The organism is Saccharopolyspora antiqui, assembly GCF_052246905.1.
Taxonomy (GTDB): Bacteria; Actinomycetota; Actinomycetes; order Mycobacteriales; family Pseudonocardiaceae; genus Saccharopolyspora.
In genome coordinates, this window is record NZ_JBQQBO010000015.1 from 34,425 (window position 1) to 61,333 (window position 26,909).

The following is a 26,909-nucleotide window of genomic DNA, read 5'->3' on the forward strand; positions in this document are numbered from 1 at the left end:
GTTTTCCATTGCGGGCGGCCTGTGCACTGGCAGTCGTGCTCAGCCTCGCCCTGGTGGCCTCATGTGGCGCGGTCGGCAAGAACCGGAGCAACGACGCCGCCCCGCTGGCGGCGATCAATCCCTTCGGCGCCGACCTGGCCGCGGAAGGCACGCCGAAATCCGGCGGGACGCTGCTGCTGGGGATGGACCGGGAGGTCGTCAGCTTCGACCCGACCGTGCAGAACTCGAACATGGCCGCCATGGCCGTCTACGACTCGCTGATGAAGCTGACGCCCAACGGGTCGGCCGAGCCGTACCTGGCCCGGTCGATGGACAGCCCGGACGGTGGGATGACGTGGCGGCTGGCGTTGCGGCCCGGGGTGAAGTTCTCCGACGGCACCGATTTGGACGCCAACGCGGTGATCGTCAACGTGCAGCGGCACATCGACAAGGCGTCGTCGCCCGCCCACGCCTACGCAGCGCAGATCGCGTCCATGCGCGCGGTCGACCCCACGACCGTGGAGTTCGCGCTCAAGTCGCCGTCGGGAGCGTTTCCCCTGGTGTTCGCCCAGCCGATCACCTACGGCAGTCTCGGCTTGATCGTTTCTCCGGCGGCGTTGCAGAAGTACGGTGCGGACATCGGGAGCAATCCGGTTGGTGCTGGTCCGTTCCAGTTCGTCAGTTGGGTGCGGGATTCGAAGCTGGTTTTGCAGCGCAATCCTGGTTATTGGCAGGCGGGTAAGCCGTATTTGGAGGGGTTGGAGTTTCGGCCGTTGCCGGACACGGAGTCGCGGTATGCGTCGATCCAGAACGGTGACGTGGACCTGATCTTCGGCGGCTACAACGACGAGTTGGTCCGCGCCGTCCAGGACCCGAAGCTGAAGGTCTACTACGGGCCGGGCAACGCGGGCGAGTACCTGTACTTCAACTTCAACCGGGCGCCGTTCAACGACCGCCGGATGCGCGAGGCGATCATCCGCTCGCTGGACCTCAACGCATTGGGTGCGAGTCAGTACAACGGCCGACTGGTCCACGCGGACAGCCTGTTCGACGCCGACAGCCCGTACCACACGCAGGCGGCATCGGACGCGTGGCCGAAGTTCGACCCGGAGAAGGCGAGACAGCTCATCCAGGAGTACAAGGCAAGCGGAGGGAATCCGAACTTCACCTTCAAGACGACGACGGCGCGACGGCCGTTCGCCGAGTTCATCCAGGCGCAGCTGGCCGCGGTCGGCCTCAACGTGAAGGTCGAGTTCTACGACCTGGCGCAGTTCTCCTCGTCGGTCGTGCAGAGCAACGACTTCGAACTCACGACCTGGGTGGGGGCGTTCGACTCCCCATACCCCGGTGCGCTGCGGCTGCTGCGCACCGGCGCGAACACGAACTACGGCAAGTACTCGAATCCCCAGGTGGACGCCCTGCTGGACCAGGCCGCGAGCACCACCGACGAATCCGTGCGGAAGCAGGCGTACCAGCAGGTCGAGCTGATCGCGGGAGGCGACCTCGCGGTCGCGTTCTTCAGCCGCAGCTACCTGTCCACCATCACCAAGGCCGACGTCAAGGGCATCGACCGCTACGGGTCCCGCGACATGTTCTACGCGACGACCTGGCTCGACCGATGACCACCGCCCGGCCCGACGGCCGGGGTATCCACCGATTGGAGGTCCGATGACCTACCTGATCGCCGAACCCTGTGTGGACCTGATGGACCGCACCTGTGTCGACGTCTGCCCCGTCGACTGCATCTACGAGGGTGCCCGCAAGCTATACATCAACCCGGCCGAGTGCATCGAGTGCGGCGCGTGCGAACCCGAGTGCCCGGTCGAAGCGATCGTGATCGAGCAGCAAGCAACCGACGAGGAGGCCGTCCACCTCGCCGACAACGCCGCGTTCTTCTACGACGTGTTGCCCGGACGCGAACAGCCGATCGGTGACCCCGGCGGAGCTCGCGAACTGGGCCCGGTCGACGCCGACACGCCGCTGGTGGTCGCCCTTCCACCGCGGTCGAGTTGAGGTCCACCGTGACAGACACGAGCCCGAAGACATCGGCGGGCGAAACGATCCCGGCGGAGGACGCCACCCGGCCCGCACCCGGCCCGGCTGAGGTACCGGTCCGGCGCCGTGGCGTGGTTGCCCGCCGCGTTGGCCGACGGTTGGTGCACCTGCTGATCGTGCTGTTCGCGGTGACGTTCCTGTCTTTCGTCGTCGTCGATCTGCTACCGGGCGATGCCGCCGTCGTCGTCGCCGGGGACAACGCGACGCCCGCGCAGGTGCAGCAGGTGCGGGTCGAGTTGCAGCTCGACCGGCCGTTGCCGGTGCGCTACGTGGACTGGCTCGGCGGAGTGGTGCAGGGTGACCTCGGGCGGTCGTTCCGCACCGGCCAGCCGGTGGTCGAGGCGCTCGCGCAACGGATCCCGGTGTCCTTCGAGATCGCGATCATCGCGCAGATCCTGGCCCTGTTGATCGCGGTGCCGCTGGCCGTGTACTCGGCCTACCGCCCGGGACGCCTGCTCGACAGGACGTCGATGACGCTGGGATTCGGCGCCGCCGCGATGCCCCAGTTCGCGTTCGGCATGGTGCTGATCGTGCTGTTCGCGGGCGGGATGACCAGCATCCTGCCCGCCACCGGCTATACCGCGTTCTTCGACGACCCGCTGGCCAACCTGCAGTCGATCATCCTGCCGTGCCTGACGCTGATGATCGCCGAGGCTGCCGTTTACCGACAACTGCTGCGCTCGGACATGATCTCGACGCTGCAGGAGAACTTCATCCTGATGGCCCGCTCCAAGGGGCTGAGCCCGCGGACGATCCTGCTGCGCCACGCGCTGCGGCCGTCGTCCTTCTCCCTGATCACCCTGTCCGGGGTGAACATCGGGCGACTGCTCGGTGGAACGGTGATCGTGGAGACCCTGTTCGCGATCCCCGGTCTCGGGCAGTTGATCGTGCAGGCCGTGTTCAACCGGGACTACATGATCCTGCAGGGTGCGCTGCTGTTCGTGGCGGTCGCCTACGTCGTCATCAACATGATCATCGACCTGGTCTACCTGGTCCTGGACCCCCGGGTGCGAAGAGATGCCTGAGACCTCCACCGCCGCGTCGGCGGAAGACGTTCCGGTTCCGCAGGCGGCCACGCGCCGCAACCGTGCTCGGACCCCGCTGGGCTGGTGGCTGAGCTGGACTTGGCTCGGCGCGGTCGTCCTCGCCGCGGTCCTGGCCCCCCTGCTGCCGCTGTGGGATCCGGCGGTGCCCGACTACGAGAACGTCTTCGGCGGGATCACCCCGCAACACTGGCTGGGCGGCGACACCCTGGGCCGCGACACCTTCTCCCGGGTCGTCTACGGTGCCAGGACGTCGCTGCTGGTCGGCATTTGCGCGGTGGGTCTCGGCGCGATCGTCGGCGGGACACTCGGCATGCTCGCGGGTTACTTCGGCGGCCGGACGGAACGGGTGCTGGCCCTCGTCACCGACATCGTGCTGGCGTTTCCGGGCCTGGTGCTGATGATCGCGATCGTGGCCATCCTCGGGGCCAACCTGACCAACCTGATCCTCGGCCTGGCGGTGCTGTCCGTGCCGACGTTCATCCGGTTGACGAGGGCGGCGACGCTGGTGGCGACCCAGCGCGAGTTCGTCCTGGCCGCGCGGGCGTACGGGAGCCGACCACTGCGGATCATCGCGCGGGAGATCGCCCCCAACGTCGTGCTCCCGGTCGCCGCGGTCGCCTTCATCATGGTCGGCACGTTCATCGTCGTGGAGGGTTCGCTGAGCTTCCTCGGTCTGGGCATCCCGCCGCCCACGCCCAGCTGGGGAGGCATGATCGCGGCGGGTCGCACGGAGCTGATCGACTACCCGCACATCTCGTTGTTCCCCGCCGCGGTCATGTTCCTGACCGTGCTGTCCATCAACTACATCGGCGAGCGCACCCGGAAGTTGTTCGAGTTCAGGGAGAGCAACCTTTGATGCAGCCATCGACGCAGACGACGAGCACGGCAGGACGGCGTGTCGACGACGCGGAGCCTGCCGCGGCCCAGGACCTCCTGACGGCCGAGGACGTCCGGGTCCGGTTCCACACCAAGGCGGGCGCGGTACACGCGGTTGACGGGGTCTCGCTCACCGTTCGCGTCGGCGAGGTACTGGCCGTCGTGGGCGAGAGCGGCTCCGGCAAGACCGTGCTGACCCGGCGGCTGATGGGCCTGATCTCCGGCGGTCGCGGCACCGAGGTGTCCGGCACGGTGACCTACGACGGCACCCGGTTGACCGACCTGGACGGACCCGGCCTCAGCCGGATCTGGGGCGCGGAGATCGCGCTCATCCTGCAGGACCCCATGACATCGTTGAATCCGGTGAAGCGGATCGGTGCCCAGATCACCGAGTCGATCCTGCTCCACCAGAGCGTGACCAAGCGAGCGGCGATGGCGCGTGCGGTGGAATTGCTCCGCTCGGTGGGGCTTTCCGAGCCGGAGCGCCGGGTGCGGCAGTACCCGCACGAACTCTCCGGTGGCATGCGCCAGCGCGTCACGATCGCGATCGCGCTGGCCAACAGCCCCCGCCTGCTGCTCGCCGATGAACCCACCACGGCGCTCGACGTCACGGTCCAGGCGCAGATCCTCGACTTGCTGGCCGACCTGCAGTCCCGTCTTGGCATGGCCATGCTGCTGGTCACCCATGACCTGCGGGTGGTGCGCAGCCGCTCGGACCGGATCGCGGTGATGTACGCGGGCAAGATCGTGGAGACCGCGCCGACGGCGGACCTCTTCGCCGCGCCACGCATGCCTTACACGGAGGCGCTGATGAACGCGGTGCCGCCGATCACGGGTCCCAACCACGTCCGGCTGCACGTCATTCCCGGACAGCCACCAGACCTGCTCGAACCGCCGCCGGGATGCAAGTTCAGCACCCGTTGTCCCTACGCGCAGCAGCGGTGCCTCACCGAGGATCCGCCACTGCGCGCCGTCGAGTCGGGAGACCACGCGTTCCGATGTTGGTATCCGCTGGGCAGCGCGGAAGGGGAGGACGCACGGCGCCGGAACATCGAGCGCGGTGCGACCGCGGCGGGCATGCCGGTCGACGAGAAGGCGGTGCTGTCTTGAGCGAGACGATCGACCCATCACCCGCGCGGGAGGCGGACGTCGTGCTCCGCCTGGAGGACCTCGTCGTCGAGTTCCCGGCCGACGACGGACGCACGGTGCATGCCGTGTCCGGGATCAGCCTCGACGTGCGCCGTGGCGAGACCCTCGGGCTGGTCGGTGAGTCCGGCTGCGGGAAATCCACCACGGGCCGGGCGATCATGCAGCTGCTCCGGTCGACCAGCGGCTCGGTGCACTTCGACGGTCGTGACCTCACGACGTTGTCTTCCGCGGAGATGCGCGAGGTGCGGTCGAAGATGCAAATGATCTTCCAGGATCCCATCTCGTCGCTGAACCCACGGCGCAAGATTCCCGACATCGTCGGTGATCCGCTGGTGGTGTGGGGCCGCAAGGAACAACGGTCCACAGTGGTGCCGGACGTGCTCAAAGCGGTTGGGCTGGACCCGAAGCAGGTGGCCGACCGCAGACCGCACCAGTTCTCGGGCGGCCAGTGCCAACGCGTGTCGATCGCCCGCGCGTTGGTGCTCGACCCCGAGGTGCTCATCTGCGACGAACCGGTGTCGGCGCTCGACGTGTCGGTCCAGGCGCAGATCCTCAACCTGCTCGAAGACATGAAGCGGCGCTACGGCCTCACGCTCGTGTTCATCGCGCACGACCTCGGTGTGGTGCGCAACATCAGCGACCGCGTCGCGGTGATGTATCTGGGGCGGATCTGCGAACTCGGCGACACCGAGGCGGTCTTCGACGAACCAGCGCACCCCTACACGCGGCTGCTGGTCTCCTCCATCCCGTCCGTGGAAACGACGAGCCACGGCGAAGTCGGCGCGGGCGAGATGCCGTCTCCAATGTCACCGCCCAGTGGCTGCCGGTTCCGAACGCGCTGTCCGCGGGCCACCGAGCGGTGTGCCACCGAGGTGCCGGAGATGCGCGAAGTAGCACCGGGTCGGCTCGCCGCCTGCCATCACCCGATCCTCGACGCTCCTGTCGCGGAGCGGGTGCCAGCGGCGCCGACACCCTCGGTGGGAGGCTGAATGCTGGCCCACACCGGCCTCGGACCGCGCACCGGCAGGACCCCGTCGCGATCACCAGCCGCCCGCGATGTGCCGTCGCGGGTCGGCGCTGCCCGCCCCAGCGCCATGCCGCGCGGCTCCCGGTGATGCGGGCTGGGGCGGCGCAGCAGCGACGGAACGGATCGCGGCGTAGCGGTTGGTGGGTCGTTGCGGGCGGCGCGATCCTGCTGACCCTGCAGAACGGCTTGATCATCAGTGCGTTCGGCGCGTACTTCGTCGCGATCACCGCGGACACGGGCTGGGATCCGCGGGTGATCGCCCTCGGTTTCGCGATTGTTCAGCTGGGCAACGGAGTTCTCTCCCCGGTGACCGGTTGGTGCTGCGACCGCCTCGGCACCCGCACCGTGGCGCAGATCGGCACGGCGGTGACGGCGGCCGGTTGCGCGCTGGCCAGTCAGACGGACGGGGGCGGGCTGTTCGTCGGGGCGGTGTGCGTGATCGCGCTGGGTTGCTCAGCGGCGGGCATGACGCCGCTGACCGTCGCGGTGGTCCAAGTCCTCGCCGAACGCCGGACTCTGGCACTGGGCCTGCTACCCAGCGGCGTGGCGCTGGGCGGGCTGCTGGTTCCCGCGGTCGTCTGGTCTCTCACGCTCATGGGCTGGCGCGCGACTTTCCTGACCGTTGCGGTAGCGATCGCGCTGATCGGCCTGGTCTCGGGTGCGGTTCTGCCGAACAACCGCGCTGGAGATGTCTCGCCGCCCGGCGACGTGTCGGCGGGCGACGAGGCGCCGTCCACTCCGGCATCGGGGCACGATCTGCGCAGCGCGGTGCGAACATCGGCCTTCTGGCTGCTCGTCGCGGGCCACGGCTCCGCGCTGATGGCGGTCGGAGCCGTGAACCTGCACCTGATCCCGCTGATGACCCGGGATCGGGGCTTCTCGCTGGCCGTCGCCAGCGTCGCCGTGGCGGCGATGTCCGTGGCCCAACTGGTCGGCCAGATCATCACCGGAATGATCGGAGACCATTTCGACAAACGGCGTCTCGCGATCTCGTGCATGGTGGTGCAAACCGCCGTGCTCGTCGGCATGGCCGCGCTGCCGGGCGCGGCCGTCATGGCGGTAGCGGTGGTCCACGGTCTGGCTTGGGGACTTCGAGGTCCCATCATGAACTCGCTGCGCGTCGATTACTTCGGGCTCGCCTCGTTCGGCACCATCATCGGCTGGTCCATGGGTTTCGTGTCGTTGGGCATGATGTCCGGACCGCTGTTGGCGACCACGATCGCCAACGGCGACGGCGGGTACCCGGCCGCATTCGGCACGCTGGCCACGATCACCGCGCTCGGCACGGTTGCTTTCCTGCTGTTGCGACCGCCCCGGCGGGCGAAGCCGGTGACCGCGGGCGTCCGAGCGCGGGTCGGATGCGAATGCGGCTCGGACTCGGGATCGTGAAAGCCCCGGCTCGGTTCCGTCTCGCGCGGGTTGAAACTCGGTTGAACCGCACGGGTCCCATGGGTGAGGGGCACCCGTGACCGAGTTAGTTGGTCACGGGTGCCCCTCACCCGGTGGCAACGATCAGCCCAGCGGTGGGCGACGGCACCGAGCGTCGCCGCGTTGCGCGCGACCGGATCGCGCGAGGAGGTGATGAGTAGCGAGTATTTCCGGCCAGGCTTACCTCTGCCGGTGTTTCCCGGTCTGTGACGCCGATGTCTGGGATTCCGGCTCCGCGTCGCGGCCGTCCGGGAGGGGAAAGCGATCGAGATATTGCTGGTATTCCGGTTCCACATCGATCTGGAGCCCTTCAAGGATCCGGACCACGCCGTTGTAGAAGGAAATGACCATGACGAGATCGACGAGTCCCTGGTGATCGAAATGCCGGGTCAGCGTTTCCCACGTGTCCTCGTCGACCCGGGTGCCGCCGGTGAGCTGGCGGGCGGCGGACAACACCGCCGTTTCCACCTCGCCCAGCCCGTGTTCGTTACCGGCGGTGGCCGCGATGAGTCCGTGGATATCGTCGTCCGTCACGCCGAATTGATGCCCGATATGAACGTGGTGGCTGAATTCATAGCGGCTTGAGGTCAGGTAGCCGACCTGCAGAATGGCCAGCTCGCGCAACCGAGGATCCAACTCGCAGTGCCAGCGGATCCATTCGCCGAGTACCGAATGACTGCGCAGCGCGCCGGGGCTGTTGGCGAGCGCGCGGAAGAGGTTGATCGGTCGTTTCAGCAGCGGTTGGTCAACCGCCGAAAGATTGGATTCGGAAAGGTACGGCACCAGTGCCATGGATTGGCGCTCCCTCGTTGGCAGGGACTGGACGACGGTTCTTGACGTGCTGCGAGACCATGATTACTGTCCTTCACGAAATGATGCAAGCATTCATAATATGAAAAATTCGCGGTCGATCTCGATGTCGGTGGCATCGGGCGGTGATGGTGTGCGAAGGGATCGCGATGAGTGGTCTTCGACTAACCGGCAAGGTGGCCATCGTGGTCGGCGCCGGGCAAACACCGGGGCAGACGATCGGCAATGGGCGGGCTACCGCCATCCTGTTCGCGCGTGAGGGGGCCCGCGTCGTCGCCGTCGATCGCGACCTCGATGCCGCTGCGGCCACAGTGGACCAAATCGACACCGAGGGCGGCGAAGCGTTCGCCGTCCGGGCGGATGTGACCAGCGAGGCGGACATCACGGCGATGATCGCCGCCTGTGTCGACCGCTGGAACCGCCTGGACATCCTGCACAACAACGTCGGCATCAGCATCGCGGGCGGGGACGCCCCGATTTCCGAGATCGAGGCAGCCGCCTTCGATCGCGTCACGGCGGTCAACCTCCAGAGCATGGTCATGAGCTGCAAGCACGCGCTGGCGGTCATGCGACGGCAGGGGTCCGGTGCCATCGTCAACATCTCGTCGCTGGCGGCCGTGATCAACTATCCGTTCGTCGCCTATCGCACGTCCAAGGCCGGTGTCATCACGATGACGCAGCACATCGCGATCACGAACGCGCGGTACGGCATCAGGGCCAACGTCATCCTCCCCGGGCTGATCGACACTCCGATGGCGATCGAGAACCGCGTCGGGCGCGGCGGTGCGACCAGGGAAGACGTCATCGCGGAACGAAATTCCCACGTCCCCTTGGGAAACAAGATGGGCACGGGCTGGGACGTCGCACGCGCCGCGCTCTTCCTGGCGTCGGAGGAGGCTTCCTTCATCACCGGAACCGCTTTGACCGTCGATGGCGGCCAGAGCCTGGTGACCGGCTGAAACGAGCCGGGGCCAGCAGGACACATGCGCGGCGGGGGCCGGGAAAGGGAGCAGGTTCATGGCCATGCGGGAACTGACAGACTTGCACCAGGTGTGGCGGATGCGGGCGTTCGAGGAGAAGGTCCGCGAACTCCGGCTGGCCGAAGAGGTGGTCGGCTCGGTGCATCTGGGGATCGGACAGGAGGCCATCGCGGTGGGTGCCGCGGGGCTGATCGGTTCGGACGACGCGGTGTTCGCCACGTACCGGGGCCATTCGTGGGCGCTGGCGTGCGGAGTGCCGCCGAAGGACCTGTTCGCGGAGGTGCTGGGCAGAACCAGCGGGATCAACGGTGGTCGGGGCGGTTCCGCGTACCTCACCGCCCCGCGATATCGCTTCTTCGGGGAGAACAGCATTGTCGGCGCGGGAACTCCGATCGCGGTTGGCGCGGCACTGGCTGGGCGCTACGACCAGAGCAACCGGGTCGTGCTCACGGTGTTCGGCGACGGTGCGATGAACCAGGGCGCGGTCCACGAGGCGCTGAACTTCGCGGCGGCGATGAACCTGCCGGTGGTCTTCCTGTGCGAGAACAACTCGTGGTCCGAGCTGACTCCGATCTCGGACATGGTGCGCGACGACAAGCTGTACCGCCGGGCGGCGGCGTACGGCTTGCCCGGCGAACGCATCGACGGCAACGACCCGGAGGCGGTCCGCACCCACCTCGCCAGCGCTTTCGAGCATGCCCGGACAGGCGGTGGCCCGACGTTGGTGGAAGCGATGACCGCGCGCTTGGTCGGGCACTACATCGGCGATGCCGAGCAGTACCGGCGTCCCGGCGAACTGGCGGAAGCGCGGCGGCACGAACCGGTGACCCGGCTGACCGAACAGGCACGTCGCAACGGCGCCGACGATGCCGATATCGAACAGGCAGAGCTGATGGCCCGCGAGGAAATGGACTCCGCCGCCGCCGAAGCGCTTCGGGCCGAACCGGCCGACCCCGCGACCGCGAAGGACCACCTCTATGCCTGACACAACGCTGGCCAGCGAGAAGTTGACCTACGGCGAGGCGGTCCGCGCTGCCTTGCGCCGCTGCCTGACCGAGTTGCCGGAGACGCTGTTCTACGGCGAGGACGTGGCCAAGCCCGGCGGGGTCTTCGGGGTGACCAGGGGACTGCATCGCGACTTCGGGGACCGCGTCTTCGACACGCCGATCAGCGAGTCCGCCATCCTCGGCTCGGCGGTGGGCGCGGCCATGCTCGGCCGCCGTCCGATCGTCGAGATCATGTGGATCGACTTCGCGATGGTGGCCTTCGACCAGATCATCAACCAGCTGGCGAACGTGCGCTACGTCAGTCAGGGACTGCTGCACGCACCGGTGGTCATCCGCACCCAGCAGGGATCGGCACCCGGGGCGTGCGCACAACACAGCCAAAGCCTGGAGGCGCTGTTCCTGCACGTCCCCGGGGTGCGCGTCTGTCTACCGTGGACGGCTCAGGACGCTTACGATCTGCTGGTCGCCGCAGTGCACAGCGACGATCCTGTTGTCGTCATCGAGAATCGGACGCTCTACAACGCCGGGAAACAGGAGGTCGTGCTGGCGGGCCCGGTGCAGCGGATGGGCGAGATCCGCGTGCGGCGGGTCGGCACGGACGTGACCGCGGTGACGTGGGGAGCCATGACCGCGAGAGTGCTGGACGCCGCTGAACTCCTTGCGGGGGAGGGGATCTCGGTCGAGGTGGTGGAGACGCCGTGGCTCAATCCGTTCCCCACCGACGCGGTGGCCGCCAGGGTGAGCGGCACGGGTCGGCTCGCCGTGGTGCACGAGGCGAACGTCACCGGCGGCTTCGGCGCCGAGGTGGTCGTCCGCATGGCGGAGGCGGGCGTCGCGTTGCGGTCGCCCGCGCTGCGGATCGGGCTGCCCGACAGCCGGGTGCCCGCCGCGCCCAGTCTGGTGGCCGGGCTCATCCCGGACGCACCGCGCATCGCGGAATCCTTGCGGAAACTGGTCCATTCGTGACGCACTGGGTCTCCCGCCGAGATCATCCGTCGAACCACCACAACGACGTGGAGGAACACAAGTCATGGAAGTTGTCTTAGGCGTAGACACGCTGTCCTACCACTGCCGACTGGAAGGCGGTGAAATCGCGCTCGAAGAGGTGTTTCGCGAGGTCGTGGACTCCGGCGCCAGCTTCGTTCAGCTCAACGCCCAGCACCTCCGCGATCGCTCGCCGGATCAACTGGACGACCTGCGCGCACTGGCCGCGGAACTGTCGCTGGGCCTGACCTTGTCGGGCGATGTGGTCGGTCGGGCGGCCGATGGCGACAGCGTCGAATCCGGCGTGCGCCGGGTGCTGCGCTGGGCGGAGCTGGCCGAGCTCCTCGGCAGCCCGTTCGTCCGCGTCTCCTCCGGATTTTACCGAAACGAACTGCTGGGATTCCCGGATCGGATTCGCGCCGAGCAACGCTACGTGACCGACGTGCTCGCGGCGTCGGCCGATCAGGCGCCGGGAAACGTGCGAGTTCTGCTGGAGAACCATTCCGACTTCACGCCGGAAGAATATGTGGAGATCATCGAAGGAGTCGGCTCCGATCGCGTCGCCGTGTTCCTGGACGTGATCAATCCGGTCAGCATGCTGCTGGATCCGCTTCCGGTCGTGCGCCAACTGGCTCCGTGGGCACCTGCGGGCCATGCCAAGGACTACCGACTGGTCTCCCACTACGTCGAGGATCGCTTCCACCGTCGAGGTTTCGACGTCCAGTACTGCTATCCGGGTGAAGGGGTCGCCGACCTCAAAGCCCTCCTCGGTGCGCTGGTCGCCACCGAGCAGGACGGGCCGTACCTGCTTTCCATCGAAGGGCTGGACAACCATCCCGGCGTCGCCGATCAGCGCGAGCGGCTGACCGCATCGGTGGCGTTCCTGCGGACGTTGCTGGCTTCGGCGATGTCGGGTGCAGCGGCGTGACGGGCAGGATGACGTCGGTCGCCCTCGCGTCCGCGTTGTCGCCGCAACGGGCTGGCAGCGTCGATGTGACCTGAGTGCGGACAGCACGATGGGACGATGGGCTGGGCCCGCCGCGTCTGCGGCATCATGCTGACTGCGGGCGGGTCACGATCAAGAGCCCGTGACGGTCGAACATGAGTGGGGCAGTGTGGTGGAAGAAGCGGCGGCCAGCGACGACAGGCGCGGAACCCGGATCCGCTCGGTGTCGAGGGCCGCGGAGCTGCTCATGCTGATCGCGTCGCTGCCCGAGCAAGAGCGATCGGTCAGCAAGCTCGCCGCCGCGCTGGGTACCTCGGTGCCCACGATCTACCACCTCCTCAACACGCTCGTCGACGCCAAGCTGCTGGCTCGGGACGAACGCAAGCAGTACCGGTTCGGGCTCGCCGTCGGTGTCCTCTCGGCCGCATACGCCCAGCAGACCGTCCCGCCTCCCGAACTGCTCGCCCCGCTGCGGAAAATCATCGAAGACACCGGGGAAAGCGCCTACCTCAGCGTGTGGCGCAACGGCAGTCCGGTCATGCTCGCGCACCTGGCGGGAACCCACGCGGTGCAGGTGACCAACCTGCATCCCGGGTTTCAGGGGGCGGCCAACGCGCGGGCGTCCGGCAAGGTGCTGTTGGCCTTCGCCGAACCTGCCGAGCGGAAGCGCTATCTGGCGATCCATCCCCTGCAACGCCGGACGCCCCGAACGATCACCGAGCCCGAGGTGTTCGAACGCGAGCTGCGCCAGGTCAGCGAAGACGGCTACGCGACCGAAGTCGAGGAATTCGCGGTCGGAGTCGCCTGCATCTCGGTTCCGGTGTGGAGTTCCGGAATTCTGATCGGCGCCTACACCATCTCCGCCCCGGTCCACCGCTGCCAGGAGAACAAGGAACACTACCTGGCCTGCCTCCGCGAGGCGGCGGCGTTGCTCGCAGTGGGCGAGTGAGCGACTGCCTCGCCGAACTGGACGCGCCCGCCGCCCGCCAGAGGAGTTCTCAAGTCGAGTCCACGGCGTCCTCGATCCGGCTCTGCTCCAGCATCTCGACGGCTTGTCGCAGGCAGGCGAGATAATGCGCCTGTTGTCGGCGATACCGCTCCAAGGGCCCGGCGATGGTGTACGAGCCGATCAGCACCCCGTTGCTCCAGATCGGTATCGCCAGGCACGCCACCCCGAGCGAGAACTCCTCGACATCGGTCGCGTAGCCCCGCGCCGCCACCTTTTCGAGCTCGTTGGCGAAGACCTCCGGGTCGACGATCGTCCGATCGGTCACCCGCTCCAGCGGGTGCATCGCCAGATACCGCTCCCGGTCTCCCGGCTCGGCGAACGCCAGCAGGACCTTGCCCGAGGCGCGAGCGTTGGCCGCGCCTCGATAACCCGGTCGAAGATTCGTCACCTGAACCGCGTGCGTCCCGCTCAGCTGTGCCAGCACGACCGGATTCCCACCGCGCCATGCCGTCAGGTAGGCGCTCTCCCCGGTGGTCTCGGTGATCCAGCGCAGCGGGGCGAGCAGTTCGGGCGAAGGCACCGTCTGCTGCGCATAAGCGATGGAGAGCACCTCCATGGCCAGTCCGAAGCGGTACCGCTTCAGTTCGTCCCTGACCAGCAGCTTGGCATCGACCAGCGTGTTGAGCAGGTGGTACACCGTCGGCAGCGAGGTGCCCAGTTCCTTGGCCAACCGGTTCACCGAGCGCTCGTGCTCGGGCAGCGACGCGATCAGCATCAGCAGGCGTGCGGCTCGCGACACCGACCGGATTCGCGTCCCCTTCGGACTGTCCTCACTCATCCCGTTACCACGATCCTCCACTGATGACGTTCCGACGACGCGATCATCGGTCCGGGCTGCGAATGGAGACCCCGCCATCGACCGGCAGCGTGCATCCGGTGACGTAGCGAGCCTCGTCCGAGACGAGGAACAACGCGGCGTACCCGACGTCCCACCCGCTGCCCTCGATGCCCAGCGGAGAGGCGGCCCGGCGGCGGTCCCGGAGTTCGGGATCCATCCCGTCGGCGTAGACCATCGGCGTGTAGATCGGACCCGGCGCGATGCAGTTCACCCGGATCCCCTGCCCGGCGTGGTCGATCGCCATCGCCCGGGTCAGCGCGATCACCGCTCCCTTGGCAGTCGTGTACGGCGTCAGGCCCCGCGGCCGGAACGCCGAGATCGAGGACAGGTTCACGATCGCACCGCCACCGGTGTCGGCCATCACCGGCACCACGGCCCTGCTCGCGAGCATGATCGTCTTGACGTTGACGTCGAGTACCTGGTCCCACTGCTGCGCGGACACATCGAGGATCGTGCCCGCGCCCTCGGTGCCGACGTTGTTGTCCAGGATGTCGATCCGGCCCCACCGGTCCACCGCGGCCTGGGCCATCGCCGCGCAGTCGTTGTCCGCGGTCAGGTCGGCCTGGTGCGCCACAGCCCGGCCGCCCTCTTCCTCGATCATCCGCACGGTGTCCCTGGCGGCGGCGATCTCCCGATCCACCACCAACACGCTCGCGCCGTGCCGGGCGAACAGCACCGCCGCCGCACGGCCGGTGCCGATGCCGGCGGCTCGGGAGCCCCCGCCGGTCACGATGGCCACCTTCCCGTCCAACCGTCGGGGATTCGGTTCCGTCATGCTGTACCGCCTCTCCGGGATTCGCTGTACCGCCTCTCCGGGATTCACAGTTGTTGCGTTCGCCCGGATCTCGCGTTTTCGTGGTTTCTGGTGGTCGGTTTGCGTCACGGTCCCCTGAGGTGCGGACGGGGCGGACTGCTGACGCGGAGGGGGTCATGCGTCCTCCTTGTCGGAGGTCGCGCTCATTCCAGGCCCATCAGGCGGGCCGCGGTGCCGCCGAGCATCAGTGCCACCTCGTCGTCGGTGACCTGCAAGCCGTGCCGTGCGGCGATCTCCGGCAGGTCCTGCCAGGTCCGCACCCATCGGTCCAGCGGCATCACGTCGGACACGCCGGGACAGTCGCTGCCGAACACCACCCGGTCCAGCCCGATGCCGTACTTGATCTCGCGCAAGTGGTGCACGAATCGGGCCTCGTCCTCCAGCAGAAGTCCCTGCCACAGCGACAGCTCCAAGTAAAGATTCGGCTTCCAGCGCGCGATGTCCAGCGCCAGCGAGAACCAGCACCGCTGCCCGGCGTGCAGCGCCACGAAGTTGGTGTCCGGGAAGTCGGCGGCGGGCTCGTCCAGGTAGATCGGGCTGGCAGTGGTGCTGATCAGCGGTGAGGCCATCGGCCCGGTGTGCACGGCGACCGGTACGCCGCGTTCGCCCGCCAGCTCGTACAGGGGTCGGCACACGGGGTCGTTGGGGTAGAAACCCGCGCACGGGTGCAGTTTGAGCCCCTTGGCACCGGCGTCCAGCGCATCGCGGAACAGCTCCGTGGCTTCCGGTCGGCGCGGGTCGACACCGAAGAACGCGATGAAGTGGTCCGGGTCGCCTGCTGCCAGGTCGGTCGCCAGTTGGTTCTCGGCCTGGATGGAGTGGTCTCCCTCGCCGAGGCGCAACCCGTAGTCGCCAAGCAGGAGGCAGGATCGGTCCACACCGGCTTCGTCCATCTCCGCGCGGATTTCCGCCGCGCGCTGGGCCACGTCCTGCACCGCGGCGGCCGAGTGCTGGTGCATGCCGCCGGTGCTGGCGCGAGCGGCGATTTCGCGGACCGCCGAGTATCGCTCGAAGATGGACCAAAGGTGCCGGTGCAAGTCGATGATCATCAGTTCCCTCCGGCTCTTCTCGGACCGTGCCGGACGGCGAACCCGGCGTGTGCTCCACGGCTGTGCGACGGCGGCTGATCTCTCTGCGGGCTGAACTCCCTGTGGAAGGCCGGGATACCGCGCATGACGACGTGCTCCGCGACGAGACCTGCACTCGGCCTTCGGCTTTCAAATGATGAAACATAAAGCAACAATGTGAAATAACACTAATGACGGGCGGTGGGGACGTCAATACCGCGGGCGGGCACTTTCCCGTCACCGCGCCCGGCGTCGATGCGGCGACGGAACTGCTTTCGTGGCACCGGCATCGGATCCACTCAGCGCGTGGCAACAGCTCGACGCCGAGGGCTTCGATGGCAGAATTTCAAATAGTGCCTACAAGTTTGCCAGGATGAACGACATCGTGTCAGTGTCCTGGTGTGGCGGCAACGACGACGGCGTTCGGGGTATCGCTGTTGGGGCTCACCCAGCAACCGGTCGGAGAGGACATGGCGGCGCGGTCGGCCGAGGCACTGCGTTGGGTGCATCACGCGCGCGATCACGGCTTCGACTACCTGACCACCGGTCAGCACTTTCTGACCACCCCGTTGCAGCAGTTGCAGGCCGTGCCGGTCCTGGCCCGGCTGATCCCGGAAAGCGGCCGGATGCGTCTGGCGCCGACTTTGCTCGCACCGCTGCACAATCCGGTGGACCTGGCCGAAACGCTGGGCTCGCTGGATGTGCTCTCGGGCGGCAGGCTCACGGTGTCCTTCGCGCTCGGCTATCGGGATGAGGAGTACCTGGCGTTCGGAGTGCGTCGCGCCGAGCGGGTCGAGCGGATGGGAGCGGTGATCCGCGTCCTGCGGGCGCTGTGGTCGGGGGAGGAGGTCAGCAGCGATGAGCCGTGGTGGCAGTTGCGCAATGCCAGGGTGACGCTGCGACCGGCGCAACGGCCGCACCCGCCGATCTGGATCGCCGCCAACGCCGACGCGGCGATCACCCGCGCGGCCCGCTGGGGACTCCCGTGGAACATCAACGCGCACGCCGACCTGACCACCGTGGCCCGCCAGGTCCGGTTGTACCGGGCCGCGGCCGCGGAGGCTGGACACGATCCGGACATCGCGTTGCCGATCGAGCGGGAAATGTACTGCGGCAGCAGTCAGGAAGCCGCCTTCCGGGAGGCCGGGCCCTACCTGGCGGCGAAGTACGACAGTTATGCGCGATGGGGTCAGCACAAGGCGTTGCCGGGACGCGACGACTTCACCGCGCCGGTGCGGGAACTGAGCCGGGATCGATTCATCGTCGGAGATGCCGAGCACTGCGCGAGCGAAGTGCGCAGGTACTTGGATCTGGGAATCGGGTACTTCCACTTCCGGATGAACTGGCCTGGGATGCCGCTTGGTCAGGCCATGGATTCCATGACGCGCTTCGCCGAGCAGGTCTTGCCCGAGCTCGCACCGCAGTAGCGTGACAACATCGCTTTCCCCAGGTATGGAGGCGTAACGGTGACGACCGCAAACACCCCTCTTGGCCTCGTGTTGCGCGATCTTCCGGCGTCGGACGTCGAGCGCATCGCAGCTCTCGCCGAGCAGGCCGGGTTCACCGACATCTTCTTCCCAGAAGGCGGTCATGCCACGGTCTGGCGGATCACCGGGCGCGATCCGTTCGTCCTCGCGGCGGCGGCCCTTCGAGCCACCAGGACGCTGCGCGCCGGACCCGGTGTGGCGGCCACGGTGATTCGGCCCCACTACAGCATGGCCATCACTGCCGCATCGCTGCACGAAGCTTCGTCCGGCCGCTTCGTGCTGGGTTGCGGGGTGTCCCATCCCGTGGCCATGCGGCGCCGCGGCGAGTCCTATCCGCCGTCGCCGCTGACGCACACCGCCGAATACCTGGACAAGCTGGCGGCGACCCGCGACCAGCTCACCTACGGTGCCGACTTCCCGGTTCGGCTCGGCGCGCTCGGCCCGAAGATGCTCGAACTCGCCGCGACCCACTCCGACGGCGTCATGCTCAACTGGATGACCGGCGCGACGGCCAAGTCCGCCATCGAGGCGTTCCACGCGTCGCGCCCGCCCGCCAAGCCCGCGACCACAGTTCTCTACCTGCGCACCGGCGCACCCGATGCGCTGCGAGCGGAGGCCGAACAATATCTCCGGTTGGACAACTACGGCCGCCATTTCGACCGGCAGGATCTCATCACGATCGACGAAGTCACCGCGGCGACCTGCCTGCCCAGCGATCGAGAGTCGATGCTCGACGCGATCGCCGGATACCGCAGCAGCGGGGTCGACGTGCCAGCCGTGTACCCGGTCGGAATGTCCCCGGATGAAATCTGTCGACTGGTCGAACAGCTGGCTGGCTGAGTCGGCGGACTCCACCACATCGGATGCCGGAACGCAACAGCCGCCGCGCGTCTCCACCGGTCGCCGTCTCGTCCGGCACACCTCCTGCGCTGCCGCGCTTCACCTCAGGTGCATGCCTTCGCGATCAGGAGGCCGCGGCTCACGTTTTCTCCGCTCCTTCTGTTGCGCCGCGGATGAAGTAGCGCTGGAACGTGAAGTAGACGATCGCCACCGGCACGGTCATCAGGACAGCCGCGGCGAGTTTCAGCGGGAACTGGTTGCCCTGGCCCAGTTGGCCGCTCACCAGTGCGGCGACACCGCTGGTGAGCGTGTTCAGGTCGGGGTCTTGGCGGGAGACGATGAAGTGCGGCAGTTCGTTCCAGGCGCCCTGGAAGGACAGGATCGTCACCGTGATCAGCGCGGGCCTGGCCATCGGCAGGACGACCGACCAGTACGTCCGGAATGGTCCGGCACCGTCGATCCGGGCGGCCTCTTCCACGCTGGGGGGAATGCTTTCGAAGAACTGCTTCATGATGAAGATGCCCGTCGCGTCCACCGCCAGCGGTAGGATCATCGCCAGGTACGAGTCGTACATGCCGAGCTGGTTGAGGACCAGGAACTTCGGGATCAGCAGGACCACGGGCGGCACCGCCATCACCCCGATGACCGCCGCGAACAGCACTCGACGGCCGCGGAAGTTGATGCGCGCCAGGGCGTAACCCGCCAGGGACGCGAAGAAGACCCGGCCGAGCGTGACGAAGATCGCGACGATCACCGAGTTCAGCGCCCAGCGCGGGAAGTTCTGCTCGGCCAGCTCGCGGAACGCGGCCAGCGTCCAGCTCTCCGGGATCGGGTTGAGCGGATGGGCGGTGGCGTCCGCGGCCGTTTTGAACGCGGTGCCCAGCTGGATCAGGAACGGATAGATGTAGAGCACCGCGACGGCGCTCAAGACCACGTAGCCGAACACCTTGGCCGGGCTGATCTTTCGGTGTTGCTTCATCACGTGGCGTCCTTTCCGCCCCAGCGGGATCCGGTGCGTTCCCGGAGCAACCACCGCTGCACCACCGTCAGCAGCACGATGAGGAAGAACAGCATGAACGCGATGGCGGAACCCTGTCCCCACTCCTTGTCGATGAACGACGTGCTGTAGGACAGGTAAGCGGGTGTCAGGGTGGTGTTTCCCGGCGCGCCCTTGCTCAGCACGTAGATCTGGTCGAACACCTGCCAGGTGGCGATCAGGCCCAGCGTGATCACCAGGAACAACGTGGGGCGCAGCATCGGGAGCGTGACGTGGCGGAACCGCTGCCACGGGCTTGCCCCATCGATCAGCGCGGCCTCGTTCACACCTTCCGGAATGTTCAGCAGCGCTGCGTAGAACATCAGCATGAAGGTGCCAGTGGTGGTCCACACGCACAGGATGATGACCGAGCACATCGCCACACTCGGCCCGGAAATCCAGTCGTAGAGCGGCAATCCGAGGAGTTCCGGACGAGTGAGCAGGCTGGGCGGGTTGTCCAGCGGGGCGATGCCCAGCGCGTCCAGGGCCAGGTGGAAGACACCGCGCCCGTCCGCGAACCAGCTGGGACCGTCCACACCGAACAAGGCGAGCAAGGCATTCACGGTTCCGGTGCTGGAGAAGAGGAACAGGAAAACGATCGAGATCGCCACCGAACTGGTGACGGTGGGAAAGTAGTACGCGGTTCGGAAGAAGTTCTTGCCCCGCAACCGCTTGTGGTTGAGCACCATCGCGAGGAACAGCGCGAACGCGGTCTGCAGCGGAACCACGAACAGCACGAAGTAGAAGTTGTTGCGCACGCTGGTGGCGAAGTTGGTGCGCGCCAGCCCCGGTTCGGAAAGCAGTGCCGAGTAGTTCTCGCCACCGACGAAGCAGACCTTCGACGAGAACGGGCTGCCCGTTCCGGTCCAGTCGCTGACACTCACCCATGCCGCCATCAGAATCGGCAGCAGCATGAACAGGCCCAGGATCACGACCGCGGGCGCGACGAACAGCCAACCGGCCAGGTTCTCGCGCCCGCGGGTTCCCGGCCCGCGGCGGCGCGGTGCCGGAGACGAGGTCGCCTCCGGCGCCGCGATCGTGGTGTTGACGGACATCGCCGCTCCTGTCAGGAACCCAACGCCGCGGTGGCGTTTTCCTGCAACTGCTCCAGGATCTGCTTCGGGTCCGCCCCTGGGAGCCCCTGCAAGCCGGTGTCGAACGCGGTGAGCACCGGGTCCATCTTGGGCAGCGTCACCGGACCGTGCGCGTAGTCCGCGCCGTCGAGAAACGCTTGCTGCTCGGGGAACTTCTGCGCGTACTCCGGCCTGGCCGAGATGCGGGAGGGCAGCACGCCGAACGCCTCGGCGAACACGATCTGCTGCTGCGGGGTCATCAGCGCGTTCACCAGGTCCTGCGCTTGCTGCTGGTGCTGGCTCTTCGCGGCGATTCCCCAGCACTGCGTGAACGACAGCGTCCCGTTTCCCTTCGGCCCGGCAGGCAGTGCGACCGTCCGGTACTTCACGTCGGGGTAGTCGGAGCGCATTCCGCCGACCATCCAGTTGCCCTCGATGGTCATCGCCGCCTTGCCCTGCCCGAACGCCTCGGTTCCGTCTCCGGCACCTATTTGCTTGGGGTACTTGGCGACCCCTTCGGCGAGCAGCTTCCGCACGTATTCGAGGGCTTGCGCGTTCTCCGGACTGTCGGCGATCGCGTGCGTGCCGTCCTCGCTCAGCACCCAGCCACCGGCCTGCGTCATGAACGCGCCGATTCGGTCCCGGGTGTTGTTGAACACCAGGCCGGTCTGGTCGCCGGTGGTGAGCCTGCGGGCAACCGACTCCAGCTGCTCCCAGGTCTTCGGGATGTCCGCGTCAGTCAGCCCCGCGCGCGTCCAGGCATCGGTGTTGATCTGCAGTGCGAGCGTGGAGAAGTCCTTGGGGGCGCAGTACAACTTGTCCTGGTAGGTGAACGTCTGGCGCAAGGTCGGGTACAGATCGTCCTTGTACGGTAAGGAATCCCCGTACGGAACCAGGTTGCCCGCCTGCGCGTAGGCGGCGAACTTGGTGGCGTCGACCATGAAGACGTCAGGCGGATTCCCGCTGGCGAAGCCCTGGCTCAGCTGTTGGTTCATGTCGTTGGCCGGATTCACCGTTACCGTCGAGCCGGTCCGCGCCGCCCACGCGTTGGCCGCGTCGCGCACCGCGTTCAAGTCGGCCGTTCCGGAGGTGGAGATCAGCACGGTGAGGTTGGCCGGGCCCGACTTCTGCTCGACCTGGCCGGGGTCGTCGAACCCGCTGCCGCAGGCGCTCGCGCCGAGCAGCGTCCCGGCGGTTGCCACCGCGGCAACGGCACGAGTCAGCGATGGTCGCATCGATCCTCCTTGATCAAGTGCTCTTCTCGCGGTAGGTCCTGATCAGCCAGAGGTCCCGCGAACGACGAGTCGAGGTGCCAGCAGCGCTGGCTCGGGGATGGCCGCATCACGCAGTACCGCTTGCAACTGGTGGATGCACTGCGCCGCGACTTCCACGATCGGCTGGGAGACGCTGGTCAGCCCCAACATCTCCGCGACCGGCGTATCGTCGAAACCCGTTACGGCGACGTCGGTTCCAGGATTCAGGCCGCGCTCGCGCAGCTCGCTGACAACTCCGAGCGCCAGTGAGTCGCTCGTGCAGACGAAACCGGTGGGAGGGTCGGCCGACAGCAACCGGTCCACGGCGTTTCGGCCGCCGTCGATCCCATCGGCCACTTCGACGGTCCGGTCATCGGCCAGACCCGCCCGGCGCACGGCGCGTTGCCAACCGGCGCGCCGGTCGTCGCCGGAACCCGACCCGGCCGGCCAGCCCACGAAGGCGATCCGCTCGTGCCCACGTTGGATGAGGTGGTCGGTGGCGAGCTCGGTCCCGGTGGCGCCGTCGACGTCCACCCATGCGTGGTCTTCCCTCGCGCCCCAAGGTCTTCCGAACGTGACGAACGGGAGCTTGTGCTCCCGCAGCCACTGGGTTCGGGCATCGCCGTGGTGTGTTCCCGTGAGCACGAACGCGTCGACGCCCACGGTGTCGACCAGTTCGCCGTACGCCCGGACCTCCGCGTCGTCATCAGGTGCGGTGAACAGCATGATGTGGTGGTCGTGTTCTTCTGCCGTCGCCGTCAGGGAATGCAGGAACCGGTCGAGCACGACACCGCTGATCCCGTCGCCGATGGCCTCGATGCGCAGGCCGATGACCTGCGAACGGTGGGTGCGCAGCTGACGCGCGGCGCGATGCGGGCGGTAGCCCTGCTGCTCGATGACCGCCCGCACCCGATTCCGCGTCTCCGGGTTGACCAGTTCGGGCGCGTTGAGCACGTTCGACACGGTCTGCCGCGATACCTTCGCCTGCTTGGCCACCGAGTTCAGCGTCGCCCGAGCCGAACTGTCTGCAGTCACCGCTTTTCTCCTCGTGATCAGGCTTGATCGTTCAAAGAAAAAACGATTTTGAACGTTCAAGGCGGCGTGTAGCGTGACCTGTTGAACCCGCCGCCGTCAAGACCCGGATCGAAACTTGACAGCGGGATGGTTTGAACGATCAAATCCGCTGGCGCCGTCTCGGTCGGGCGTCGGGGCGCGAGTTGTTTCGAACAAGGGAGTCTCGACACATGGCCGCACGGCAACCCCTCCTGCACGATCTCGCCGTAGCGCTGCGCACACCCACCGTCGCCCTGTCCGGAGTGGACGGACAGATCCGGGACATCGGTACGCAAGGCGTGCTTTTCGCGGATGTTCGCGTGCTCAGCCGTGCTGTCCTGACCGTTGCGGGAGACGAGCCGGAACCGATCGGCCATGACGCGATCGACGCCGCGAGCGAGCGGTTCACCGCGCTGCTGCGCGGCCCCTGGGATGTCGGAGCGGACCCGACCGCATGGCTTCACCGGCATCGCACGGTGGCTCCGGACGGGGTGTCCGAGACGCTGGAGGTGGTCAGCCGGGCCGAGCGCCCGGTGCAATGCACGCTCACCCTGTCGCTGGCGGCGGACCTGGCGCCGATCGAGGTGATCAAGTCGGGCAACCGGCACGATCCGCTAGCGCCCCGCATCGAAGGGGACTGCTTGGTCTGGGAAACCGGCGGTGTGCTGATCAGGCTGGCCGCCCCGGACGGCGAGTTCGAGCTGCTTTCCGACGGCACCGCCGCCGTCCGGTGGACGGTGGATCTTGCGGGCCCGGGGATGCGGCGCTGCGACTGGACGTTGACGGTGCAGGATTCCGGCGTCGTCGTGCATCCCGCACGGCAAATGTTGCCGCATCCGCGCAAGGTCCGCGCCGGGGACTGGCGGTTGGCCGAACTGGTGCGCCGCTCGGTGGACGATCTCAACGGACTCCTCGCTCGCCACGGCGACGACGCGTTCGCGGCAGCCGGGGCGCCGTGGTACCTGACGCTGTTCGGGCGGGATTCGATCTGGGCCGCGCGGTTGCTGCTTCCGCTGGGTGTCGATCTCGCCGCTGGAACACTGCGAGCGCTGGCCCGATTGCAGGGCACGAAGCTGGATCCCGAGACGGGCGAGGCGCCGGGCAAGATCCCGCACGAACTCCGCCGAAGCGCATTCGAACTCGGCACCGCCAAGTCGCTCCCACCGCTTTACTACGGCACGATCGACGCCACCCCGCTGTGGATCTGCCTGCTGCACGACGCCTGGCGATGGGGCATGCCGGACTCCGAAGTGGCGGCGCTGCTACCGAACCTGCTTGCCGCACTCGACTGGATCCGCGACCACTCCGACATCGACGGCGACGGATTCGCCGAGTACATCGACGAGTCCGGCCGCGGGTTGGCCAACCAGGGCTGGAAGGATTCCTGGGACGCGATCCGATTCTCCGGCGGGGACAGGGCGGATCCCCCGGTCGCCCTGGTCGAGGTGCAGGGCTACCTGCACGAGGCGGCCTGCCGCGGCGGCGACCTGCTTGAGGCGTTCGGCCGCGACGGCGCGCACGACTGGCACCGGTTCGCTGCGGAGCTGGCCGAGAAGTTCCGCGCCGAGTTCTGGGTCTCCGACCAGGCCGGGCCGTATCCGGCGCTCGCGCTGGACGGCGGCAAGAAACCCGTCGACGCGCTCACCAGCAATATCGGGCACCTGCTGGGCACCGGACTGCTGGACGAGACCGAAAGCCAGCAGATCGGACGGCGGCTGCTCGGCTCCGACATGGCAGGCGGTTTCGGCCTGCGCACCATGTCCGACGCGGCCGGTGGGTACTCCCCGCTGAGCTACCACTGCGGTTCGGTGTGGCCGCACGACACCGCGATCGCCATCCTCGGGTTGACCCGCTCCGGGCAACGGGACCGGGCCGCGGAACTCGGCCGCCAACTGCTGCACGCTGGCGCAGGTTTCGGCTGGCGGCTGCCGGAACTGTTCTCCGGCTACGGCACCCAGGACACCGGCACTCCCATGCCGTACCCGGCGGCCTGCCGCCCCCAGGCGTGGTCGTCGGCGGCCGCGATCGCGGTGCTGCAAGCCTTTCTCGGCCTGGAGGTCGACGTGCCCGCCCGGCGGATCGTCATCCGCCCACCGCACCCGAGCCCCGTCGGTGCCCTGGACGTCGAAGGCCTCGTCGTCGCCGGTGCCCCGCTGGACATCTCGATCGACGCCGAAGGCAACGTGCGCCACGTCCGCGCTCCAGAGGGCTTCCACGTGATCACGGATTCCCCGGCGTCCTGATTTCAAGCCGCGAGGTGGGTTTCGTCTGGGGAGTTGGGGGAAGACTTCCGTCCGGTAGAAACGCCGCGGCTGGTGGCCTTCGCGGGTGGGTGCGACGTGCACATGGCCAAGCCGACCAAAGTTTCGATCGTGCGTCGGAGTTTCTGTTGCGGCATGTGGGGTATCCGAGGCGGTGATGGTTTCCGACTGGGGGGATGGTGACCACGATGAGGAAATGCGCTGCGGCAGCGTTCGGTGGCGCGGCCGTGGTGGCGGCGTTGGCTGTGCCCGGCGTTGCCACCGCATCGGCTGAGCAGGACAACTCCTTCATGGCGCAGGTCGCGCAGGTGAATCTGGCGGAGATCACCATAGGCAAGCTGGCACTGCAGAAGGCCACCACGCCGCAGGTGCGGTCGTTGGCGCAGGAAACGCTGGCCGACCACCAGAACGCGCAGAGCGACCTCGAACAGTTGGCGGGGCAGAAGGGCGTGACGCTGCCGTCGTCGCCGAACGAGCAGCAGCAGAACATCGGGAGCCAGCTCGAAAGCGCGTCCGGCGCCATGTTCGACACCATCTACCTGCAGGCGCAGATCGCCGGACACCAGGAGGCGAGCGCGCTCACGCGGACCGAAATCGACTCCGGTGGTGACCCTGACGTGCAGGACTACGCGAAGGGCTTTCTCCCGGTGGTCCTCAAGCACCTCAGCGATGCCGAGGCCGATGCGAACGCCCTCGGGATTCCGCCGAAGGGGGTCAACTCGGGTTCCGGAGGCCTGGCGGAGCGGGCGCAGTCCCACGCCGCCGACCTCATCGTGATGGCGGGTGGTCTGGCGATGGCCGTGGGTGCCGGTGCGGTGCTGCTGCGTCGGCACCGGCGGTCCGGGTGAGATCACGGCGACGCGGGGCGCTGGTGACTCTGCTGGTGCTTGGCCTGGCGATGGTGGCAGCGGGGGTTGGCCGCGCTCTGGTCAGCGGTCCCGCCCTGCCGAACATCGGAACCATCCCGCCCGCCCATTCCGGAAGCCCTCCCGCATCCGCTTCGGCGCAGGAAGCGGTGTCCCCGAGCGAGGTGCCGCAGCGGGTGCGGCTGCCGACATTGGGGGTCGACGCGCCGGTACAACCGGTGTTGTCCGGATCGGACCAGCAGCTGGGCGTGCCCGAATCGCCCTTCGAGGTCGGCTGGTGGAGCGCGGGCGCGGCACCGAGTTCTCGGCGCGGCACCGTCGTGCTGGACGGGCACGTCGACACGCGCAGCGCTGGCCCGGGTGCCTTGTTCCGAGTGGCTGATCTTCAACTGGGTGATCCCCTCGAAGTCACCGCCACGCACGGCACGACGCGATACCGGGTCGCGGCATTGCGCAGCTATCCCAAGGCATCCCTGCCAGCGGAGCTGTTCGACCGCACCGGCCATCGCCGCCTGGTGCTGATCACCTGTGGAGGCCCCTTCAACGACAGCACCCAGGAATACGACGACAACATCGTCGCCTACGCCGTCCCGACATAAGCGACGAGCACGTGCGCCGCGTGCCGGTCGGGTAGTAGCTTCGAATGAGGCCGTTCTTGACGCTGGTTGCGCCCCGGCGATCACTCCACTGTGGCAGGAGCGGACATCGCGGGGATCCGAACAGCCAGGAACAATCGCAGTCCTTTTCGCCGAGCCGCTGGATGACGGGGACGGCCCGTATCCTCCTTTTCTGGCGAGGCTCGGTATTCATCGAGGCGCGTCGCGCAACGGTGTCGGCAGGGGTGCGGTGATGTGGGTGGAACCGCCCGCAGGCCGTGTGCGACACTCGACCTTTCGGCGAAGAAGTACGTTGAACGGTAAAAAGCCCCTTGCCGAGATGGAAGTACGCGCCGTCACCGCCGCTGATGCGCACCTCCACGATGACCGTCGGCGCCGTCCACAAAGCACGACATCGCCTCGAAAACG

25 protein-coding genes are annotated in these 26,909 nt (G+C 67.5%); 17 read left to right on the top strand and 8 right to left on the bottom strand.

The features are described from left to right. Positions 1 to 35 precede the first annotated feature (35 nt). From ACTWQN_RS22830 to ACTWQN_RS22860, 7 genes are all read left to right on the top strand, one after another. Positions 36 to 1,601 carry an ABC transporter substrate-binding protein gene (locus tag ACTWQN_RS22830; RefSeq protein WP_443205581.1) on the top strand — a complete coding sequence of 522 codons (1,566 nt, stop codon included), beginning with the start codon at positions 36 to 38 and terminating at the stop codon, positions 1,599 to 1,601. A 46-nt stretch (positions 1,602 to 1,647) separates the two neighbouring features. Next, the gene (gene fdxA / locus ACTWQN_RS22835; RefSeq protein WP_443205582.1) at positions 1,648 to 1,992 is read left to right on the top strand and encodes a ferredoxin; all 345 of its coding nucleotides are present in this window, start codon (positions 1,648 to 1,650) and stop codon (positions 1,990 to 1,992) included. Between the two features lie 8 nt (positions 1,993 to 2,000). After that, positions 2,001 to 3,059: an ABC transporter permease gene (locus ACTWQN_RS22840; RefSeq protein ID WP_443205583.1), complete on the top strand. Its 1,059-nt coding sequence runs from the start codon at positions 2,001 to 2,003 to the stop codon at positions 3,057 to 3,059. Further along, a complete protein-coding gene (locus tag ACTWQN_RS22845; RefSeq protein ID WP_443205584.1) occupies positions 3,052 to 3,936 on the top strand; it encodes an ABC transporter permease in 885 nt (294 codons plus the stop codon). Before ACTWQN_RS22840 ends, ACTWQN_RS22845 begins: the two co-directional genes overlap by 8 nt. Continuing rightward, complete coding sequence (locus ACTWQN_RS22850) at positions 3,936 to 5,066, top strand: ABC transporter ATP-binding protein (RefSeq protein WP_443205585.1); 1,131 nt, start codon at positions 3,936 to 3,938, stop codon at positions 5,064 to 5,066. Before ACTWQN_RS22845 ends, ACTWQN_RS22850 begins: the two co-directional genes overlap by 1 nt. After that, on the top strand, positions 5,063 to 6,094 hold the full coding sequence (locus tag ACTWQN_RS22855) for an ABC transporter ATP-binding protein (protein WP_443205586.1): 1,032 nt from the start codon (positions 5,063 to 5,065) through the stop codon (positions 6,092 to 6,094). The genes ACTWQN_RS22850 and ACTWQN_RS22855 overlap by 4 nt, the downstream gene beginning before the upstream one ends. Positions 6,095 to 6,219: 125 nt before the next feature. Continuing rightward, complete coding sequence (locus tag ACTWQN_RS22860) at positions 6,220 to 7,521, top strand: MFS transporter (protein ID WP_443205587.1); 1,302 nt, start codon at positions 6,220 to 6,222, stop codon at positions 7,519 to 7,521. A gap of 219 nt (positions 7,522 to 7,740) precedes the next feature. Here the strand turns inward: ACTWQN_RS22860 and ACTWQN_RS22865 are convergent, their stop codons facing one another. Next, complete coding sequence (locus ACTWQN_RS22865; protein ID WP_443205588.1) at positions 7,741 to 8,352, bottom strand: carboxymuconolactone decarboxylase family protein; 612 nt, start codon at positions 8,350 to 8,352, stop codon at positions 7,741 to 7,743. Between the two features lie 194 nt (positions 8,353 to 8,546). Between ACTWQN_RS22865 and ACTWQN_RS22870 the strand changes: the two genes are divergently transcribed. From ACTWQN_RS22870 to ACTWQN_RS22890, 5 genes are all read left to right on the top strand, one after another. Beyond that, positions 8,547 to 9,329 (top strand): SDR family NAD(P)-dependent oxidoreductase, encoded by a 783-nt coding sequence (locus ACTWQN_RS22870; RefSeq protein WP_443205589.1) that lies wholly within the window; start codon positions 8,547 to 8,549, stop codon positions 9,327 to 9,329. A gap of 58 nt (positions 9,330 to 9,387) precedes the next feature. After that, complete coding sequence (locus ACTWQN_RS22875; protein WP_443205590.1) at positions 9,388 to 10,335, top strand: thiamine pyrophosphate-dependent dehydrogenase E1 component subunit alpha; 948 nt, start codon at positions 9,388 to 9,390, stop codon at positions 10,333 to 10,335. After that, positions 10,328 to 11,323, top strand: coding sequence for an alpha-ketoacid dehydrogenase subunit beta (locus ACTWQN_RS22880; RefSeq protein WP_443205591.1), 996 nt, complete (start codon positions 10,328 to 10,330; stop codon positions 11,321 to 11,323). Before ACTWQN_RS22875 ends, ACTWQN_RS22880 begins: the two co-directional genes overlap by 8 nt. Before the next feature lie 64 nt (positions 11,324 to 11,387). After that, entirely contained in the window at positions 11,388 to 12,269 is an 882-nt protein-coding gene (locus tag ACTWQN_RS22885; RefSeq protein WP_443205592.1) for a sugar phosphate isomerase/epimerase family protein, read from the top strand. A gap of 160 nt (positions 12,270 to 12,429) precedes the next feature. Next, positions 12,430 to 13,236, top strand: coding sequence for an IclR family transcriptional regulator (locus ACTWQN_RS22890; RefSeq protein ID WP_443205593.1), 807 nt, complete (start codon positions 12,430 to 12,432; stop codon positions 13,234 to 13,236). 49 nt (positions 13,237 to 13,285) lie between these two features. Here the strand turns inward: ACTWQN_RS22890 and ACTWQN_RS22895 are convergent, their stop codons facing one another. The 3 genes from ACTWQN_RS22895 to ACTWQN_RS22905 all read right to left on the bottom strand — a co-directional run bounded on the left by ACTWQN_RS22895 (position 13,286) and on the right by ACTWQN_RS22905 (position 15,997). Next, positions 13,286 to 14,074: an IclR family transcriptional regulator gene (locus ACTWQN_RS22895; RefSeq protein ID WP_443205594.1), complete on the bottom strand. Its 789-nt coding sequence runs from the start codon at positions 14,072 to 14,074 to the stop codon at positions 13,286 to 13,288. A gap of 43 nt (positions 14,075 to 14,117) precedes the next feature. Next, complete coding sequence (locus ACTWQN_RS22900; protein ID WP_443205595.1) at positions 14,118 to 14,909, bottom strand: SDR family NAD(P)-dependent oxidoreductase; 792 nt, start codon at positions 14,907 to 14,909, stop codon at positions 14,118 to 14,120. Positions 14,910 to 15,091: 182 nt separating this feature from the next. Further along, on the bottom strand, positions 15,092 to 15,997 hold the full coding sequence (locus tag ACTWQN_RS22905; RefSeq protein WP_443205596.1) for an amidohydrolase family protein: 906 nt from the start codon (positions 15,995 to 15,997) through the stop codon (positions 15,092 to 15,094). A 419-nt stretch (positions 15,998 to 16,416) separates the two neighbouring features. On the opposite strand from ACTWQN_RS22905, the gene ACTWQN_RS22910 reads away from it, so the two are divergent. After that, entirely contained in the window at positions 16,417 to 17,442 is a 1,026-nt protein-coding gene (locus ACTWQN_RS22910) for an LLM class flavin-dependent oxidoreductase (protein ID WP_443205597.1), read from the top strand. A 39-nt stretch (positions 17,443 to 17,481) separates the two neighbouring features. Continuing rightward, positions 17,482 to 18,342: an LLM class flavin-dependent oxidoreductase gene (locus ACTWQN_RS22915; protein WP_443205598.1), complete on the top strand. Its 861-nt coding sequence runs from the start codon at positions 17,482 to 17,484 to the stop codon at positions 18,340 to 18,342. Positions 18,343 to 18,481: 139 nt separating this feature from the next. Here the strand turns inward: ACTWQN_RS22915 and ACTWQN_RS22920 are convergent, their stop codons facing one another. Genes ACTWQN_RS22920 through ACTWQN_RS22935 form a run of 4 tightly spaced genes read right to left on the bottom strand, consistent with a single transcriptional unit; the run spans position 18,482 to position 22,739 of the window. Beyond that, a complete protein-coding gene (locus ACTWQN_RS22920) occupies positions 18,482 to 19,321 on the bottom strand; it encodes a carbohydrate ABC transporter permease (RefSeq protein ID WP_443205599.1) in 840 nt (279 codons plus the stop codon). Continuing rightward, complete coding sequence (locus ACTWQN_RS22925) at positions 19,321 to 20,433, bottom strand: carbohydrate ABC transporter permease (RefSeq protein ID WP_443205600.1); 1,113 nt, start codon at positions 20,431 to 20,433, stop codon at positions 19,321 to 19,323. Before ACTWQN_RS22925 ends, ACTWQN_RS22920 begins: the two co-directional genes overlap by 1 nt. Before the next feature lie 11 nt (positions 20,434 to 20,444). Next, positions 20,445 to 21,686, bottom strand: a complete 1,242-nt coding sequence (locus ACTWQN_RS22930) for a sugar ABC transporter substrate-binding protein (RefSeq protein ID WP_443205601.1) — start codon at positions 21,684 to 21,686, stop codon at positions 20,445 to 20,447. Between the two features lie 42 nt (positions 21,687 to 21,728). Beyond that, positions 21,729 to 22,739 (bottom strand): LacI family DNA-binding transcriptional regulator, encoded by a 1,011-nt coding sequence (locus tag ACTWQN_RS22935; RefSeq protein WP_443205602.1) that lies wholly within the window; start codon positions 22,737 to 22,739, stop codon positions 21,729 to 21,731. 209 nt (positions 22,740 to 22,948) lie between these two features. Here ACTWQN_RS22935 and ACTWQN_RS22940 point away from each other — a divergent pair, with 209 nt between their 5' ends. The 3 genes from ACTWQN_RS22940 to ACTWQN_RS22950 all read left to right on the top strand — a co-directional run bounded on the left by ACTWQN_RS22940 (position 22,949) and on the right by ACTWQN_RS22950 (position 26,483). Then, on the top strand, positions 22,949 to 25,000 hold the full coding sequence (locus ACTWQN_RS22940) for an amylo-alpha-1,6-glucosidase (RefSeq protein ID WP_443205603.1): 2,052 nt from the start codon (positions 22,949 to 22,951) through the stop codon (positions 24,998 to 25,000). 206 nt (positions 25,001 to 25,206) lie between these two features. Continuing rightward, a complete protein-coding gene (locus ACTWQN_RS22945) occupies positions 25,207 to 25,866 on the top strand; it encodes a DUF4142 domain-containing protein (protein WP_443205604.1) in 660 nt (219 codons plus the stop codon). 23 nt (positions 25,867 to 25,889) lie between these two features. Beyond that, the gene (locus ACTWQN_RS22950; protein WP_443205605.1) at positions 25,890 to 26,483 is read left to right on the top strand and encodes a class F sortase; all 594 of its coding nucleotides are present in this window, start codon (positions 25,890 to 25,892) and stop codon (positions 26,481 to 26,483) included. Positions 26,484 to 26,909 lie beyond the last annotated feature (426 nt).